Consider the following 16,857-nt stretch of genomic DNA (forward strand, 5'->3'; position numbering starts at 1 on the left):
AGCGCGCTCACCGCGCGCCCCGGCCGGTGCCGGGCGCTGGCCCGGCCGTCCCTGCGGCCGCGGCGCGGCAGGCGGGGCTTTGCGTTCGGGTTTCGGCGCGGGCTTGAAGCCCAGGCCCAGCAATTGCTCGCGGAGGGTATCGCTCATCGGGACGGCATCGGTCGGTTCGGGGGATCAGTAATGCGGCGGCGGCGGTTCATCGGCCGGATCGGCGTAGAGCGTGCTGCGCACCTTGCCCAGATCTTCGAGCAGGTGACGCAGCAACTCGGCGTTGCGCTGGCTTTCGATACGCGCTTCGGCCAGGGCATCGCTCATTTCCGACAGCGCCTGCTCCTGGAAGGAGAGGCGCGTTTCCAGCTCGATCAGGCGGTTTTCCAGCAACCGATCCTGGGTGGAAAAATCATGCTGCATGGATCGAACGTCCGCGGCCGATGCCGTAATACGCCAGGCCGAAGCTCTCGATTTCCTGCGGATCGTAGAGATTGCGGCCGTCGAACACCACCGCATCGCCGATCAGCTCCTTCATGCGGGTGAAGTCGGGGCTGCGGAACTGCTTCCACTCGGTGACCACCGCCAGCGCATCGGCGCCTTCCAGCGCGTCGAAGGCATCGTCGCAGAAATGCAGATCGGCGCGTTCGCCGAAGATGCGCTTGGCCTCGTCGGTCGCCTCCGGATCGTAGGCACGCACCGTCGCGCCCGCCTCCCACAGTTGCGCCAGCAGGCGGCGGCTGGAGGCGGCACGCATGTCGTCGGTGTTGGGCTTGAAGGCCAGGCCCCACACCGCGAAGGTCTTGCCCTTCAGCGACTGCGCCGCACCGTAGTGGCGCTGGATCAGCTCGTACAGATGGCCCTTCTGCGCCTCGTTGACCGCTTCCACCGCATCCAGCAGCCGGGGCGCATGCCCGACCTGCTGCGCGGTGCGCGCCAGCGCCTGCACGTCCTTGGGGAAGCACGAGCCGCCGTAGCCGGCCCCCGGGTAGATGAAGTGCCAACCGATGCGCGGATCCGAGCCGATGCCTTGGCGCACCTTCTCCACGTCGGCACCGACCCGCTCGGCGATGTTGGCGATCTCGTTCATGAAACTGATCTTGGTCGCCAGCATCGCGTTGGCCGCGTACTTGGTCAGTTCGGCCGAGCGCACGTCCATCTCCACGATGCGGTCGTGGTTGCGGTTGAACGGCGCGTACAGACGACGCAGGCGCGCGGCCGAGCCGGGCTTGCTGCTACCGATGACGATGCGGTCCGGGCGCATGCAATCGGCGACGGCATCGCCCTCCTTCAGGAACTCCGGGTTGGAGACCACGTCGAACTCGATCGCCTCGCCGCGCGCTTCCAGCTCGGCGGCGATCGCCGCGCGCACCTTGTCGGCGGTGCCGACCGGCACCGTCGACTTGTTGACGACGATGGTCGGCCCCTGGATGTGCTGGCCGATGGTGCGAGCCACCGCCAGCACGTACTGCAGATCTGCGCTACCGTCCTCGTCCGGCGGCGTGCCGACGGCGATGAACACGATATCCCCATGCGCGATGGCGCTGGCCGCATCGGTGGTGAAGAACAGCCTCCGTGCGGCGTGATTGGCCTTGACCATCGGCGAGAGGCCAGGCTCGTAAATCGGGACCACGCCCTTGTTGAGCCCATCCACCTTGGCCTGGTCGATGTCTACGCACACCACATGGTGGCCGACTTCGGCCAGACAGGTTCCGGTGACGAGCCCGACATAGCCGGTGCCGAATATCGCTACGCGCATGTAATCTCCTTTCGGTTATTGAAGGATGTTCAAAAGTTCCACGTCGAAGGTCAACATCGCATCCGGGCCGATCGGGCTGCCCGGCATTCCCTGCGGGCCGTAGCCCAGATTGGACGGAATCCAGAAGCGGTACTTGGACCCCACCGGCATCAGCGCCACGCCCTCGCTCCAACCCGGCACGACCTGGTTCAGCGCGAACTCGGCCGGCTGGCCGTTCTTGTAGGAGCTGTCGAAGACGGTGCCGTCGAGCAGCTTGCCCTCGTAGTTCACTCGCACCTTGCTGCTGGACGTGGGCCGCGCGCCGCTGCCTTCGCGAAGCACCATGTACTGCAGGCCGGACGGGGTGGTGATCACGCCCTTCTGGTTCTTGTTCTGCGCCAGGAAGGCATTGCCTTCCTGCTTGTTCTTGGTCGCCACCGCGGCCTGCTTGGACGCACCGAAGGCCTGCAGCGTGGCCATCGCCTGCTCCTGGGTCATCGCGGTCTGGCCCTTGGCGAACACCGTGCGCACCGCGCCCATCAGCGTCGGCAGATCGATGTCGTTCTGGATCCGCGCCAGCGACGGACCGACCGCACGGTCGCCCAGCATCAGGCCCACGTTCTCCTTGGACACCGGCGGCGGCTGCGTGCCCGGCGCCATGCCCGGCACCGGCTGGCCGTTGCGCGCGGCCAGCTGCGTGCGCAGCGCGGTATCGGTGGTCTGGGTCTGTTCATCGGACAGCAGCGGCTTGCCCTGCTTGAAGGCGTTCTCGATCGCGCGCTGCATCGCGTCCACGTCGATGTCCTGGGCGATGGGCTCGAACGAACGCGCCACATCCATGCCGATCGCGTAGCTGACCTTCTGCTTCTCCGTGCTCAGCGTCGTCGCCGTGCCGCCGGCCGCCGGCGCCTGCGCGGACGCGTGACCGGCGACCATCGCCATCCCCACCACCAGCGACGCCACGGCGCCGCGCATTCCCATCTTCATTCGCTACTTTCCCTGGAAGTGAACTGTGAACTGGACGCGCCGAACTGGCGCAGACAGAGGCCGGCATTGTCGCATGCGCGGCCGAGATGTTGACCCGCTTTCAGTGCGACGCCGGCTGCGCTTTCAGTTCGCGTTCGATGGCACTGCGCAAGGCCGGATCGTCCGGCGTGACCTTGCTCGGGAATTGCGCGACCACGCGCCCATCGCGCGCGATCAGATACTTGTGGAAATTCCAGCCCGGCGCCACGCCGGTGGCCTGGGTCAGTTGCTTGTACAGGGGCGTCGCCTCGTCGCCGATCACGTGCACCTTCTCGAACATCGGGAACTTCACCCCGTAGGTGAGCGTGCAGAATTCCTGGATCTGCTTCTCCGATCCGGGCTCCTGGCCCTTGAAGTCGTTGGACGGGAAGCCGAGCACGCTGAAGCCCTGCGCCGCGTACTGCTGCTGCAGCTTCTCCAGGCCGTCGTACTGCGGGGTGTAGCCGCACTTGCTGGCGGTGTTGACCACCAGCAGCACCTTGCCGCCGTAGGTCTTGTTCAGGTTCACCTTCTCCTTGCCGGCCAGCGGGCGGTAGTCCCGGTCCAGCAGGGAGCCGGCCCAGGCACTGCCGACGGTGCCGGCAGCAGCCAGGATCGCGAGGAAAAACAGACGCTTGTGAAGTTTCATGGGGCACCGTCGAGAAGAAGAAGGAAGTGGCACGCGACCAGGTCGGAAGTTGGGTCCGCAGCGTGTTGACATGCCGTGTAACGGTGTTATAGTTAAATACAACACCACTCACCCAGAGCAGGTCCCACGATGAATCTAAAACGCCTCCAGCGCAGTCTTCCGGCCCTGGTCATCGTCGGCACCCTGCTCTGCGCGAGCTGGATCGGCGCCCAACGCCACCAGGGACGGCCGCTGGATTATGGCGCCAGCACGCCGCACGACGACAGCGCCGCCGGCGCCGCACCTTCTACCGTCCCGGCGGTGCGGCGTCTGCGGGCTTCGCTGTCCGTGCCTTATTTCTCCTTCGCGCGCACCCTGCGCCCACGGAGCTGACCATGAGCGATATCCAATGGAGCGACGGCGCTCCGATCTACCGCCAGCTGAAGGAGCGCGTCATCGCGATGATGCTCGACGGCATCCTCAAGCCCGGCGATGCCCTGCCCTCGGTGCGCCAGGTGGCCGCCGAGTACCAGCTCAACCCGATCACCGTCTCGCGCGCCTACCAGGAACTGGCCGACGAGGCCCTGGTCGAGAAGCGTCGCGGGCTGGGCATGTTCATGACCGAGGAAGCGGCGCAGAAGCTGCGCGGCAGCGAGCGCGAGCGCTTCCTCAACGAAGAGTGGCCTCTGGTGCTGGAACGCATCCAGCGCCTGGGCCTGACACTGCAAGACTTGTTGCCACCGGGGAAAACGCCATGACTGCCGCTGTCGCCGCATCCGAATCCGTCGTCTACGCGCAGGGGTTGCGCAAGACCTACAACAACAAGCCGGCGCTGGCCGATGCGTCCTTCGCCATCGCGCCGGGCCGCATCGTCGGCCTGATCGGCCCCAACGGCGCCGGCAAGACCACCGCGCTGAAGGCGGTGCTGGGCCTGACCGCCGTGGAAGGCGAACTGCGCGTGCTGGGCATGGACCCGCGCAAGCAGCGCGACGCGCTGATGAACGAAGTGTGCTTCATCGCTGACGTGGCGGTGCTGCCGCGCTGGATGCGGGTGAGCGAGGCGATCGACTTCGTCGCCGGCGTGCATCCGCGCTTCGATCGCGCCAAGTGCGAGCGCTTTCTGGCCAACACCAAGCTCTCGCCCAAGCTGCGGGTGCGCGAGATGTCCAAGGGCATGATCGTGCAGCTGCACCTGGCCCTGGTGATGGCGATCGACGCGCGCCTGCTGGTGCTGGACGAGCCGACCCTGGGCCTGGACATCCTGTACCGCAAGGAGTTCTACCAGCGCCTGCTGGAAGACTACTTCGACGAACAGAAGACCATCGTCATCACCACCCACCAGGTGGAGGAGATCGAGCACATCCTCACCGACGTGCTGTTCATCCGCGACGGCCGCATCGTGCTCAGCGCCGACATGGAGCACATGGCCACCCGCTACACCGAACTGCTGGTGCCGGCCGAGCGCATCGAGGCGGCGCGCGCGCTGCAGCCGATCGACGAACGCGGCCTGCCGTTCGGCAAGTCGGTATTCCTGTATGACGGCGTGCCGCAGGCGCAGCTGGCCGCGCTCGGCGAAACCCGCACCCCCGGCCTGGCCGACCTGTTCGTCGCCATCATGAAGGGCACCTACGCATGAACGCTCCCGCCAAATCGATCTCTCCCGTGTCCACCTTCAAGTGGCTGCTCAAGCGCGAGTTCTGGGAACACCGCGGCGGTTTCCTGTGGGCCCCGGTCATCACCGGCGGCATCGTCGCCACCCTGTACACGGTGCTGTCGATCATCGGCAGCATCGCCGGCCGCAACCACGGCGGCGGCGTACGTCTGAACGATGTGCAATGGGAAGGCCAGGTCAACAACGCCCACCAGATCATCGGCGCGGTCGGCGACGGCACCATGCTCGCCGGGGTGATCCTGGCCTGCATCGTGGTCGGCTTCGTGGTGTTCTTCTACGCGCTGGGCGCGCTGTACGACGACCGCCGCGACCGCAGCGTGCTGTTCTGGAAGTCGCTGCCGCTGTCGGACACCGGCACCGTGCTGTCCAAGGCCGCCTGGGCGCTGTTGCTGGCGCCGCTTCTGGCGATCGGCATCGGCCTGCTGATCGGCCTGGCGCTGTGGGTGGTCACCGCCCTGACCCTGTCGGTCAACGGCATCCCGCAGAGCACCGCGGTCTTCACCGAATCGCACCCGCTGCGCATCATCGGCATGGTCCTGGCCGCGCTGCCGGTGCAGGTGCTGTGGTCGCTGCCGGCGATCGGCTGGCTGATGCTGTGCTCGGCCTGGGCGCGCAGCAAGCCGTTCCTGTGGGCGGTGCTGATCCCGATCCTGGGCTGCGTGATGGCCAGCATGATGGGCATCCTGCCGATGCTCGATGTCAACCACAACCTGATCTGGTACACCGTGGTCTACCGCGGCCTGCTCAGCGTGCTGCCCGGCAGCTGGGGTCCGGTGCTGAACGAGCAGGTGGCCGCGACCCACATCAGCGGTCCGCAGGATCTGGTCAATGCGATCCATCTCGGCGACAGCTGGGTGCTGTTCCGCGACCCCGACATCTGGATCGGCGCCGCGGTCGGCGTGGCCTTCATCGTCGCCGCGATCTATGTGCGCCGCTGGCGCGACGAAGCCTGATCGCACCTCCGTCTCTCTTCCCTTTTCCGCAAGGAGTTTTCCGATGCGCAAGACCCTCGCCCTGTGTGCCCTGCTGTCGCTGCCGGCCGTCGCCATGGCCGACGACTGCAAGTATTCCGAACCGCGCGAACTGAAGCTGGATCTGACCGGGGTCAAGTCGGTGCTGCTGGACGTGCAGCAGAACGACCTCAAGCTCAGCGGCGCCAGCGGCGACTCCACTCTGCGCGGCCGTGCCTGCGCCTCCGACGCCGACATGCTCAAGGAGCTGACCCTGCGCCAGCGCCACGACGGCGACACCCTGGTGGTGACGCTGAAGCACGAGGGCAAGATCCACGGCATCAGCGTCGGCAACCGCTACGCCTACCTCAACGTGGCCGGCAGCATCCCCGCCAACCTGCCAGTGCAGCTGCAACTGGGCTCCGGCGACGCCGAGATCAGCGGCGTGGCCTCGCTCGACGCCAAGGTCGGCTCCGGCGACCTGCACGCGCAGAACATTCGCGGCGCGGTCAGCGCCACGGTCGGCTCCGGCGACATCGAACTGCGCAATGTCGGCAGCGTGGCCCTGCCGACGCTGGGCTCGGGCGACGTCAAGGCCGACCAGGTCGGCGGCGACGTCAAGGTCGGCACCGTCGGCTCCGGCGACCTGACCGTGCACGGCGTGCGCGGCAGCGTGCAGGTCGACAGCGTCGGCTCCGGCGACGTGCAACTGCGCGACGTCACCGGCAATGTCGCGGTACAGACCGTGGGCTCCGGCGACCTGGATGTCGGCACCGTCGGCGGCAACCTGAGCGTGCAGAAGGTCGGCAGCGGCGACGTCACCCACCGCGGCGTGCGTGGCAGCGTCAACCTGCCCAAGCCGCGCTGATCCTGCCGCCCGATTCTCCTTCAACATCCACACGAGGACGCGCCCATGCAGTACCGTTCCCTGTCCCTGGCCGGCGTCGCCCTGGCCGTGCTGTTCTCGCTCAGCGCCTGCCAGCGCTCGGCCTCGTCGGACGACCGCGTCGTGGTCGATCACGGCGGCGCGCAAAGCCTGACCTTCCTCAACGGCGACCTCACCCTGAAGGCCGATGGCCAGCCGCCGGCCACCATCACCCGCGACGGCAAGCTGCTGATCGACGGCAAGCCGGTCGCGCTGGACGCCGAGCAGCAGCGCCTGTTGCTGGCCTACCGCAGCCAGATCGAGGCGGTCGGCAAGCAGGGTGTGGAAGTCGGCAAGGCCGGCGCGGCACTCGGCGTGAAGGCGGCCGGCGATGCCATCAGCGGCGTGCTCAGCGGCGACACCGAGCACATCGGCGCGCAGGTCGAGGCACAGGCCGACAAGATCAAGCAGGCGGCACTGAAGATCTGCGACCAGGTCGCCGCGCTGCGCGCCGCGCAGGATGCGCTGATGCAGAAGGTGCCGGCGTTCCGCCCCTACTCCACCCTCGACGACAGCGACGTCAGCGACTGCAAGCACTCGGCCGCGTAATCGGCGGCAGCCACGCTGCCGCGACCATCGTCCACGAGCGCCCGCTGAGTCCGCGCTCCACCCCGCAGTCGTGCAAACGCCTGCCGGGCGGGTCGCGGTCTCAGCGGGCGTAGTGTTTCGCGCCGGCCACGCAGACCATCGCGACCAGGGTCACCGCCAGCATCCTCCAGCTCACGGTTTCGTGCAGCAGCAGCGCGGCCAGGCCCAAGCCGATGAAGGGCTGGAACAACTGCAGTTGCCCGACCGCCGCGATCCCGCCTTGCGCCAGGCCGCGGTACCAGAACACGAAGCCGATCAACATGCTGAACAGCGAGACATAGCCCAGGCCAAGCCATGCCGGCATGCGCACGGTGCCGAACGACGCGGGCTGCGTCAGCAAGGCCAGGGACACCATCAGCGGCAGCGACAGCACCAGCGCCCAACAGATGACCTGCCATCCGCCCAGCGTGCGCGACAGGCGCGCGCCCTCCGCATAGCCCAGCCCACACAGCACCACCGCGGCCAGCATCAGCAGATCGCCCTGCCACGAGGCGTCGATCCCGCCGATCGCCGCATAGCCGACGACGCTGCAGGCACCGGCCAGCGAGAACACCCAGAACGGTGGACGCGGGCGTTCGCCGGCGCGCAACACGGCGAAGACGGCGGTGCACAACGGCAGCAGGCCCACGAACACGATGGAATGCGCCGAGGTCACATGCTGCAGCGCCAGTGCGGTCAGCAGGGGAAATCCGGCCACGACCCCCAGCGCCGTCATCGCCAGGGCGGGGAGTTCGGCGCGGCGCGGACGCGGTTGCCGAAACCCGAGCAGGAGCGCCAGCCCCAGCGCGGCGGCAATGCTGGCGCGGGCGCAGGTCAGGAACACGGGGGAGAAATCGGCGACCGCGACGCGCGTTGCGGGCAACGACCCCGCAAAAATCATCACGCCGATACATCCATTGATCCAGCCACCGGTGGTTTTTTCCATGCGCGTCTCCTTCTGCATCGCCGTTGCAGTAGACGCCTCGTGGGACCGACACGGCCAGATACGATCCAATACGGTTTCGCAGTACTGTTATGGCTCAAGACCCAGTACAGCTGACGACAGTGGACAGACCCGTAGCACCCGGCACGCGCATCGATGCGGTGATGGCCGACATCCGCGCCCGCATCGCCAACCGCACCAGCCTGCCGGGAGCGCGCCTGCCCTCCGTGCGCGCGCAGGCGCGCGCGCTGCGGGTGTCGGTGTCGACGGTGGTGGAAGCCTACGAGCGGCTGGCGGCCGAGGGCGCGATCGCGGCACGCCCAGGGTCGGGCTTCTATGTGGCCGGGTCGGTGGCCCCACTGGCGCTGGCGCAACTCGGCCCGAAGCTCGACCGGCAGATCGATCCGCTGTGGGTATCGCGGCAGTCGCTGGAAGCGGATGCGCGCATGCTCAAGCCCGGCTGCGGCTGGCTGCCACCCGAATGGCTGTACGGCGCGGGCATGCGTCGCGCACTGCGCACGCTGGCGCGCGCCGACACGCAGGAACTGACCGAGTACGCCACGCCCCTGGGCCACCCCGGCTTGCGCCAGTTCCTGTCGCGACGGCTGGCGGGCAATGGCGTGCAGGCGCCGCCCGAACAGATCCTGCTCGCCGAATCGGGCACGCATGCGATCGACCTGATCGGCCGTTTCCTGCTCTCGCCCGGCGACACGGTGCTGGTCGACGACCCGTGCTACTTCAATTTCCATGCCTTGCTCAAGGCGCATCGCGTGCAGGTCGTGGGCGTGCCCTATACGCCGAACGGACCGGACGTGGCGCACTTCGAAGCGGCGCTGCGGGCGCATGCGCCGCGGCTGTACATCACCAATTCGGGGATCCACAACCCCACCGGCGCGACCCTGTCCGCGGCGACGGCGCACCGGCTGCTGCTCCTGGCCGAGGGCTCGGACCTGGTGATCGTCGAGGACGACATCTTCGCCGACATCGAGACCAGCCCCGCCCCGCGGCTGGCGGCCTTCGACGGTCTGGCGCGGGTCATCCAGATCGGCAGCTTTTCCAAGACGGTGTCGGCGTCGCTGCGTTGCGGCTACATCGCCGCACGTGGCGACTGGATCGAAAGCCTCGCCGACCTGAAGATCGCCACCAGCTTCGGCGGCGGCCGGCTGGCGGCCGAGGCCGTGCGGATCGCCCTGACCGACAGCGGCTACCGCCGGCATCTGGAGACCTTGCGGCGGCGCCTGGCGGAGCAGATGGCCAGGACGGTAGAGCGACTCCAGGGTCTCGGCATCCGACCCTGGCTGATTCCGCGGGCCGGCCTGTTCCTTTGGTGCAGGCTGCCCGCGGGCATGGAGGCCGCAGCGATCGCGCACGCCTGCCTGCAGGAAGGCGTGGTGCTGGCGCCGGGCAATGCCTTCAGCCAGTCGTTGAGCGCAGGCGATTTCCTGCGTTTCAACGTCGCGCAATCCACCGACGAACGGATGTTCAGCGTGCTCGCGCGCGCCATGCAGTCCGCTTCGACCTCACGCCGCTGATGCGCGGCCAGCGCGCCTCGCCACGACCGCAGCCGCCGCACGTTCTAGAATGCCCGCACTCCCCCACTGCATCGCCTCCATGAAGAAGACGCTGTTCGCCTGGTTCTCGCTGCTGTCGTTATGCCTGCTGCTCGCCGCCTGCGGCGGACGCGGCGGCGAGACCACCTCCTCGCGCGCCGAGCGCAGCAAGCCGCGGGTGGCGGTGGACAGCATGAACGTGATGCTGCGCCGCGCCCCGGCCGCCAATGCCACCATCGGGCCCGACGGCAGCCTGCGCATCGACGACATCGAACTGCCGCTGCCCGCCGCGCAGCGCACCGAACTGCAGCAGTTGTTCATGCACCTGCAGATGCAGCGCCAGCGCACCCTGGAGACCGCGGCGCCGGACCCGAACATGCGCTCGGTGGGCTTCGCGCCGACCCCGGAGATCACCGAAGCGCAGACGGCCGTGCTGCGCGACATTCCCTCGTTGCAGCCGTATCGCGACAGTTTCGGCAACCTGCAGGCCGAACGCCGCTGAGACGTGCCGGCGCGCGGGCGCCGGCATGAGAGCCCTCAGTAAGAGTTGGTCCCTTCCTTTAGGAGCGGCTTCAGCCGCGATGGGCTTTACCGGGAAGGCCCGTCGCGGCTGAAGCTGCTCCTACGCAGCTTGCGATGAGGTGTCTGGGCGCGATGTGGGAGGGACTTCAGTCCCGACTGCTGCCACATTCAACCGCCAGCATGCGCTCCGTGATGGCTCAGCCGCCGCCCCCCGCGCCGGCATGGATGCCGCCCTCGGTCAGTGCGGCAGGGTCCAGCAGCCGGCGCAGTTCGTCCTCGCCGAGGCCGCTGTCCTCCCTGGCCACCTCCAGCACCGGCCGGTTCTCCTTGTAGGCACGCTTGGCGATCGCCGCGGCCTTCTCGTAGCCGATGATCGGATTCAGCGCGGTCACCAGGATCGGATTGCGGTTCAGCGCCTCGCGTACCCGCTCCTCGCGCACCTTGAGGCCGGCGATCGCCGAATCGGCCAGCAGCACCGACACGTTGCCCAGCAACTGGATCGAGTCCAGCAGGTTCGCCGCGATCAGCGGCAGGGTCACGTTCAACTGGAAGTTGCCGGTCTGCCCGGCCACGGTGATCGCGGTGTGGTGGCCGATGACCTGCGCGCAGGCCATCACCGTGGCTTCGGGAATCACCGGATTGACCTTGCCCGGCATGATCGAGCTGCCCGGCTGCAGCGCAGGCAACTCGATCTCGCCGAGGCCGGCCAGCGGCCCGGCGTTCATCCAGCGCAGGTCGTTGGCGATCTTGATCAGCGCCACCGCCAGCGCGTTGAGCTGGCCGGACAGTTCCACCGCATCGTCCTGCGCGGCCAGGCCCTCGAACTTGTTCTCGGCGCTCTCGAAGGTATGGTCGGTCAGCGCCGACAACGCCTTGGCGACCTTGCCGCCGAAGCGCGGATCGGCGTTGATGCCGGTGCCGATGGCGGTGCCGCCCAGCGGCAGCCGGCGCAGGCGCTTGAGGCTGTCGTCGATGCGCGCCTGCGCCGACACCAGCTGCGCCGACCAGGCACCGAACTCCTGGCCGAAGGTCAGCGGCATCGCGTCCATCAGATGGGTGCGCCCGGTCTTGACCACACCCTGCAACTGCTTGGCGCGCTTGTCGATCGTCTTGCGCAGGTGCTTGAGCGACGGCAGCAGATGCTCGCGCGCCGCGAGCAACGCAGCGACGCGGATCGCGGTGGGGACCACGTCGTTGGAACTCTGGCCGAGGTTGACGTGGTCGTTGGGATGCACCGCCGGCCGTGTCTTGCTGCCGTTCTTGCCCTCGCCCTTGGCGGCGCGGTTGGCCAGCGTGGCAATGACCTCGTTGGCGTTCATGTTCGACGAGGTGCCGGACCCGGTCTGGTAGATGTCGATCGGGAAGTGCGCGTCGTGGCGGCCGTCGGCCACCTCCAGCGCCGCGGCCTGGATCGCCTTCGCGACCGCCTTCGGCAGCAGGTCCAGGTCGGCGTTGACCCCGGCCGCGGCGGCCTTGATCAGGCCCAGCGCGCGGATGAAGCCGCGTGGCATCGGCTGCCCGGACACCGGAAAGTTCTGCACCGCACGCTGGGTCTGCGCTCCCCACAAGGCCTCTGCAGGCACCTGCAGTTCGCCCATGCTGTCGTGTTCGACCCTGAATGTGTCACTCATCGCGCAATCTCCGCATCTGCAAAAGGGAATCCATCGGCGCCCTCGTCGGACGTCCGGGGAGGCAGGCTGGCGGGACTGCGGCTGGCGCGCGCATTATCCGTGGCGCAGCGCCCGGCGTCAGCAGTGTGCGCCGGCGGATGTTAGGAATGTCTGGAGGCTCGGGATGCGCGGCAGACCGACGAAGTCGGCAGGCGTCCATGATCGAGGATCGATCCACTGAGACCCGCAACGTGTACGCGGAATGATGCTCGCCCTGCAAGCGCACCAGCGGCGTGCTGCCGAAGGAGCACACCGCGCCCGTTTGTCGGCAAAAGACGGGACGACGGCATGCCGCCCCGCCGTGGCGACGGCACGACGGGGCCAGCGGCATGCGCCGCCGGCCCGCACGCTCAGCGCTGGCGATTGCTCTGGAACACCAGGTCGTTGTAGCTCTTCATCAGGCGTGCCGGCGAGCCTTCCGGCGCGACGATCGGATTGTCCAGCGAGCGCTGCTCGAATGCGCTGTACGGAATCTTCTCCGCCACCCGCTTGATGCGCGCCTTGGATTCCTTGCGGAAGTTCTCCGCCGCGGTCTCGAAATCGCTCCAGTCGGACTTGCCCGGCTCCTGGTTGGCGACCTTGGCGTGCGCCTCGTCGGACAGGCTGTTGAAGCCGGCCACCAATGCCGTGGCCTTGGCGGTGTCGAAGTCGTCGTCCTGCATCAGGCCGACGATGTCCTTGGCCTCGAGCATCATCGACAACCGATAGAAGTCGCGGGTGCGGCCCTCGGCCTTTTCCATCGCCTTCAGCTGTTCGCGCTGTGCGGCGTCGTTCTGCGCCTCCAGTTCGTGGCTGAAGGCCTCGCTGGCCTCGTGGAATTCGGACAGCGCGGCCATCAGCGGCGCATGCAGTTGCTTGCCCTTGGCGAACTGGTCGTCCTGGTAGTCCTCGCGGTCGTAGTAGTCGCGCGCCTGGTTGGCCAGCGGCTGCAGCGTCTTCAAGGCGGCCAGATAGCGCTTCGCCGCGGCATCCAGCGCAGGCAGCGACGGCTTGGCTGCGATCGCCTCGGTCATCGGCGCATCGCACAGCTTCATCGCGTACTCGTCGATCGGGGCGGGCCCGTACACGCTGGTTTCCTTGCCGGTGGGGCCGGCCTTGGGGTCGGCCATCCAGCGCACGTACTGCTGCGCGCCTTCGTGGATGCGCCCATCGACCTTGTTGAAGCATTCGATGTAGGCGTTGAGTTTGCCGGTCAGCGCCTGGTCCGCGTCGCTGGCGCCGGCATCGGCGGATGCATGGTTGGCACCGGCACTGGCATCGGAACCGGCCGTTGTCGCCGCAGGCTTGCCACCGCAGGCGGTGAGAAAAACGGACACAGCGGCGGCCAGCGCCGCCAGACGCAAGGAAGATTTCATGGGGGAATATCGAGATTGAAAACGGTTACAGAAAGTCTAGCAAACGAAAAGATCGTCGCGGCGTGATGGTTGAGTGCGGGGATGATCAGCCATTCGGCTGCTGAAAAGCCGGGGAGTGGGGAGTGGGGATTCGCAACAGCGGTTGCGCGTCCTTCCACGGTATTCGTTGGCGACGCTTTGCCTGTGACGGACTGCGCGAGATGGCGCGCGCCTGCGGCGGCGACGCAGTGCATCGGCTAGACTGCGGCGACGTATCACGATGGAACTCTCACGCCGCCATGGGCGACGATTCAGACTGTAGATGCCGGCGCACGCCGCGCCGGACCACGCACCCCGCCGTTTCCACCCCTCCCGCCCGGCGCCATGACGCGCCAGCGGCGCGCGCCGGGGAACGCACATGATCGGCAACCTCCTGCTGCTGGCGTTGGCGATGCTGCTGGTGCTGCTCAACGGCTTCTTCGTCGCCGCCGAGTTCGCCTTGGTCAAGTTGCGCCACACGCAGGCTGTGGGCCTGGCCGAGCACCACGGTTGGCGCGGCCGCCTGCTGCTCAACGTGCACGGCCACCTCGACGCCTACCTGTCGGCCTGCCAGCTCGGCATCACCCTGTCCTCGCTGGGCCTGGGCTGGGTCGGCGAGCCGGCCTTCGCGCACCTGCTGCAGCCGCTGTTCGACCTGCTGGGGCTGAGCGAAGAGGCGGCGCGCCTGAGCGCCTTCGTCATCGCCTTCAGCGTCATCTCGTTCCTGCACATCGTGCTGGGCGAACTGGCCCCGAAGTCGATGGCGATCCGCCGCCCGGAGCGCATGTCGCTGTGGACCGCCGCACCGCTGTACCTGTTCTACTGGGCGATGTATCCGGCGATCTGGCTGCTCAACACCAGCGCCAACGCGCTGCTGAAGGCCGCGGGCTGGGGCGATGTGGAGCACACCTCGCATCGCTATTCGCGCGAGGAACTGAAGCTGATCGTCGGCCGCCAGCAACCCGCAGGCGGTGCGCCGGATCACGAACTGACCCTGATGAGCCATGCCTTGGAGCTGCCGGAACTGGTGGCCGGCGATCTGATGCGCGCGCGCGACCATCTGCGCGGGTTCCGCGAAGGCATGGCGCTGGACGCGGTGATGGCCGAGTTCGCCGACAGCCGCTACAGCCGCTATCCGTGGTTCGACCGCGACGGCGAGCAGGTGCTGGGCATCCTGCACATGAAGGACCTGCTGGTGGAGATCGCCCGCGGCCGCCGCAGCGACGACCTGCGTCCGCTGCTGCGCCCGGCGAACCTGATCGCACTGGAAACGCCGGTGCCGCTGGTGCTGGAGCGCTTCCGCACCGGTACCACGCACATGGCGCTGTGCGTGGACGAGCACGGCCGCATCCTCGGCTACTTCACCCTGGAAGACCTTCTGGAAGTGGTGGTCGGCGACATCGAGGACGAGCACCCGCACGTGGTCAAGGACGCGCCGACCCGCGGCGCCGACGGCAGCGTGCTGGTGGCCGGCTCGACCTCGATCTTCCGCCTCGAACGCCTGCTCGGCCGCGACCTGCGCGCGCCGGAGCACCTCAACTCGGTCGGCGGGCTGATCGTGCACCAGTTGCAGCGGCTGCCCGAGGAAGGCGAGCAGTTGGAGATCGACGGTCACCTGTTCACGGTCAAGCGCATGGCCGGGCACCGCATCCAGGCGGTGACGGTACGCCTGGCGCCGGCCGAGGCCGCGCCGACGTAGAATGGCGCCCCCGCCGACACCACCCCACGCCCCGCCATGTCCGATTCCGCCCTGCTCGCCCTGTCCCCGCTCGATGGCCGCTATGCCGGCAAGGTCGACGCCCTGCGGCCGATCTTCTCCGAATACGGCCTGATCAAGGCGCGGGTGAAGGTGGAGATCGAATGGCTGCTGGCGCTGGGCGCCGAGCCGGGCATCGGCGAACTGGCCGCGTTCTCGCCGGCGGCGGCGCAACGCCTGCGCGCGCTGGCCGAGGGCTTCGGCGTGGAGCACGCGGCGCGGGTCAAGCAGATCGAGCGCACCACCAACCACGACGTCAAGGCGGTGGAGTACTTCATCAAGGAGCAGCTCAAGGACGACGCCGAACTCGGCCCGGCCCTGGAGTTCGTGCATTTCGCCTGCACCAGCGAGGACATCAACAACCTCAGCTACGGGCTGATGCTGGAGCAGGCCCGGCGCGAGGTGCTGCTGCCGACCCTGGACGCGGTGATCGCCACGCTGCGCGCGCTGGCCCATGCGCAGGCCGCGCAGCCGATGCTGTCGCGCACCCACGGCCAGACCGCCTCGCCGACCACCCTGGGCAAGGAGATCGCCAACGTGGTCGCCCGCCTCGAGCGCCAGCGCCGGCAGATCGCCGCGGTCGAGCTGACCGGCAAGATCAACGGCGCGGTCGGCAACTACAACGCCCACGTCGCCAGCTACCCGGACGTCGACTGGCCGGGCTTCGCGCAGCGTTTCGTGGAAAGCCTGGGCCTGGTGTTCAACCCCTACACCACCCAGATCGAGCCGCACGACAACGTCGCCGAACTGGGCGACGCCACCCGCCGCGCCAACACCGTGCTGATCGACCTGGCGCGCGACATCTGGGGCTACATCTCGCTGGGCTACTTCAAGCAGAAGCTCAAGGAAGGCGAAGTCGGCTCCTCGACCATGCCGCACAAGGTCAACCCGATCGACTTCGAGAACGCCGAAGGCAACTTCGGCATCGCCAACGCCCTGTTCGAGCACTTCTCGGCCAAGCTGCCGATCAGCCGCTGGCAGCGCGACCTCACCGACTCCACCGTGCTGCGCGCGCTCGGCACCGCCTTCGGCCATACCCAGGTGGCGCTGGACTCGCTGGCCAAGGGCCTGGGCAAGCTGACCGTGAACCCGGAGCGCCTGGACGCCGACCTGGACGCGGCCTGGGAAGTGCTGGCCGAAGCCGTGCAGACGGTGATGCGCCGCCACGGCCTGCCCAATCCCTACGAGCAGCTCAAGGCACTGACCCGCGGCCAGGGCATCACCGCCGACTCGATGCGCGCCTTCGTCGAGACCCTGGACCTGCCCGAGGACGCCAAGCAGCGCCTGCGCGAGCTGACCCCGGGCGGCTACGTCGGCCTCGCCGAGCGGCTGGCGCGCGGCGTCTGAGCTAGGTTCGTCCATCCTGGGTTAATCGGCCGGGGGCATGCTGGTGGCTTACAGCAGAGTCCCGCGATGAGACCCACCCCGTTGTTTGTGTTACCGCTGCTGGTCCTGGCCGGCTGCGCGCAGGCGCCACGCCCGCCGGCCGGCGATGGCGCGCACACCGCCGCCCCGCGCACCGTGGTCATGCAGGCCGCGCCGCCGATCGCGGCGGCGCCGTCGGCCGGCG

18 protein-coding genes and 1 pseudogene are annotated in these 16,857 nt (G+C 68.1%); 10 read left to right on the forward strand and 9 right to left on the reverse strand.

The window, feature by feature from the left end; all coding sequences use genetic code 11:
* From D180_RS22730 to D180_RS02130, 5 genes and pseudogenes are all read right to left on the reverse strand, one after another.
* Positions 1-147, reverse strand: a pseudogene (locus D180_RS22730) (DUF2058 domain-containing protein); the annotation flags it as partial.
* Between the two features lie 27 nt (positions 148-174).
* The gene (locus D180_RS02115; protein WP_017908102.1) at positions 175-411 is read right to left on the reverse strand and encodes a SlyX family protein; all 237 of its coding nucleotides are present in this window, start codon (positions 409-411) and stop codon (positions 175-177) included.
* Positions 401-1,747 (reverse strand): UDP-glucose/GDP-mannose dehydrogenase family protein, encoded by a 1,347-nt coding sequence (locus D180_RS02120; protein WP_017908103.1) that lies wholly within the window; start codon positions 1,745-1,747, stop codon positions 401-403. Before D180_RS02120 ends, D180_RS02115 begins: the two co-directional genes overlap by 11 nt.
* Positions 1,748-1,762: 15 nt before the next feature.
* Positions 1,763-2,713: an FKBP-type peptidyl-prolyl cis-trans isomerase gene (locus D180_RS02125; protein WP_017911483.1), complete on the reverse strand. Its 951-nt coding sequence runs from the start codon at positions 2,711-2,713 to the stop codon at positions 1,763-1,765.
* 100 nt (positions 2,714-2,813) lie between these two features.
* Positions 2,814-3,380, reverse strand: a complete 567-nt coding sequence (locus tag D180_RS02130) for a glutathione peroxidase (protein WP_017911484.1) — start codon at positions 3,378-3,380, stop codon at positions 2,814-2,816.
* A gap of 129 nt (positions 3,381-3,509) precedes the next feature.
* On the opposite strand from D180_RS02130, the gene D180_RS22735 reads away from it, so the two are divergent.
* From D180_RS22735 to D180_RS02155, 6 genes are read left to right on the forward strand one after another with little or no spacing between them, the layout of a single operon-like run.
* On the forward strand, positions 3,510-3,752 hold the full coding sequence (locus D180_RS22735; RefSeq protein WP_010344229.1) for a hypothetical protein: 243 nt from the start codon (positions 3,510-3,512) through the stop codon (positions 3,750-3,752).
* A 2-nt stretch (positions 3,753-3,754) separates the two neighbouring features.
* Complete coding sequence (locus tag D180_RS02135; RefSeq protein WP_017908106.1) at positions 3,755-4,117, forward strand: GntR family transcriptional regulator; 363 nt, start codon at positions 3,755-3,757, stop codon at positions 4,115-4,117.
* The gene (locus D180_RS02140; protein ID WP_017911485.1) at positions 4,114-4,995 is read left to right on the forward strand and encodes an ABC transporter ATP-binding protein; all 882 of its coding nucleotides are present in this window, start codon (positions 4,114-4,116) and stop codon (positions 4,993-4,995) included. The genes D180_RS02135 and D180_RS02140 overlap by 4 nt, the downstream gene beginning before the upstream one ends.
* Complete coding sequence (locus tag D180_RS02145) at positions 4,992-5,984, forward strand: hypothetical protein (RefSeq protein WP_043090325.1); 993 nt, start codon at positions 4,992-4,994, stop codon at positions 5,982-5,984. Before D180_RS02140 ends, D180_RS02145 begins: the two co-directional genes overlap by 4 nt.
* Before the next feature lie 43 nt (positions 5,985-6,027).
* Entirely contained in the window at positions 6,028-6,849 is an 822-nt protein-coding gene (locus D180_RS02150; RefSeq protein WP_017908109.1) for a DUF2807 domain-containing protein, read from the forward strand.
* Between the two features lie 45 nt (positions 6,850-6,894).
* Positions 6,895-7,455, forward strand: a complete 561-nt coding sequence (locus D180_RS02155) for a DUF2884 family protein (protein WP_017911487.1) — start codon at positions 6,895-6,897, stop codon at positions 7,453-7,455.
* Between the two features lie 100 nt (positions 7,456-7,555).
* Here the strand turns inward: D180_RS02155 and D180_RS02160 are convergent, their stop codons facing one another.
* Complete coding sequence (locus D180_RS02160) at positions 7,556-8,419, reverse strand: DMT family transporter (RefSeq protein ID WP_043090331.1); 864 nt, start codon at positions 8,417-8,419, stop codon at positions 7,556-7,558.
* Between the two features lie 161 nt (positions 8,420-8,580).
* Between D180_RS02160 and D180_RS02165 the strand changes: the two genes are divergently transcribed.
* Both D180_RS02165 and D180_RS02170 read left to right on the forward strand, forming a co-directional pair.
* The gene (locus D180_RS02165) at positions 8,581-9,948 is read left to right on the forward strand and encodes a PLP-dependent aminotransferase family protein (RefSeq protein WP_017911489.1); all 1,368 of its coding nucleotides are present in this window, start codon (positions 8,581-8,583) and stop codon (positions 9,946-9,948) included.
* A gap of 79 nt (positions 9,949-10,027) precedes the next feature.
* Positions 10,028-10,468, forward strand: coding sequence for a hypothetical protein (locus tag D180_RS02170; RefSeq protein WP_017908113.1), 441 nt, complete (start codon positions 10,028-10,030; stop codon positions 10,466-10,468).
* Between the two features lie 217 nt (positions 10,469-10,685).
* Here D180_RS02170 and D180_RS02175 read toward each other — a convergent pair whose 3' ends face one another.
* The 3 genes from D180_RS02175 to D180_RS23730 form a co-directional block, all read right to left on the reverse strand.
* The gene (locus tag D180_RS02175) at positions 10,686-12,119 is read right to left on the reverse strand and encodes a class II fumarate hydratase (protein WP_043090326.1); all 1,434 of its coding nucleotides are present in this window, start codon (positions 12,117-12,119) and stop codon (positions 10,686-10,688) included.
* 389 nt (positions 12,120-12,508) lie between these two features.
* On the reverse strand, positions 12,509-13,513 hold the full coding sequence (locus tag D180_RS02180) for a YiiG family protein (protein ID WP_043090328.1): 1,005 nt from the start codon (positions 13,511-13,513) through the stop codon (positions 12,509-12,511).
* Positions 13,510-13,746, reverse strand: coding sequence for a hypothetical protein (locus D180_RS23730; protein WP_152238378.1), 237 nt, complete (start codon positions 13,744-13,746; stop codon positions 13,510-13,512). Before D180_RS23730 ends, D180_RS02180 begins: the two co-directional genes overlap by 4 nt.
* Positions 13,747-13,910: 164 nt before the next feature.
* Here D180_RS23730 and D180_RS02185 point away from each other — a divergent pair, with 164 nt between their 5' ends.
* Together D180_RS02185 and purB are read left to right on the forward strand one after the other, a co-directional pair.
* Positions 13,911-15,230, forward strand: coding sequence for a hemolysin family protein (locus tag D180_RS02185; RefSeq protein ID WP_017911492.1), 1,320 nt, complete (start codon positions 13,911-13,913; stop codon positions 15,228-15,230).
* Between the two features lie 36 nt (positions 15,231-15,266).
* On the forward strand, positions 15,267-16,634 hold the full coding sequence (purB, locus tag D180_RS02190) for an adenylosuccinate lyase (RefSeq protein ID WP_017908117.1): 1,368 nt from the start codon (positions 15,267-15,269) through the stop codon (positions 16,632-16,634).
* Positions 16,635-16,857 lie beyond the last annotated feature (223 nt).

Source organism: Xanthomonas sp. SHU 166, assembly GCF_000364685.1.
GTDB lineage: Bacteria > Pseudomonadota > Gammaproteobacteria > Xanthomonadales > Xanthomonadaceae > Xanthomonas_A > Xanthomonas_A sontii.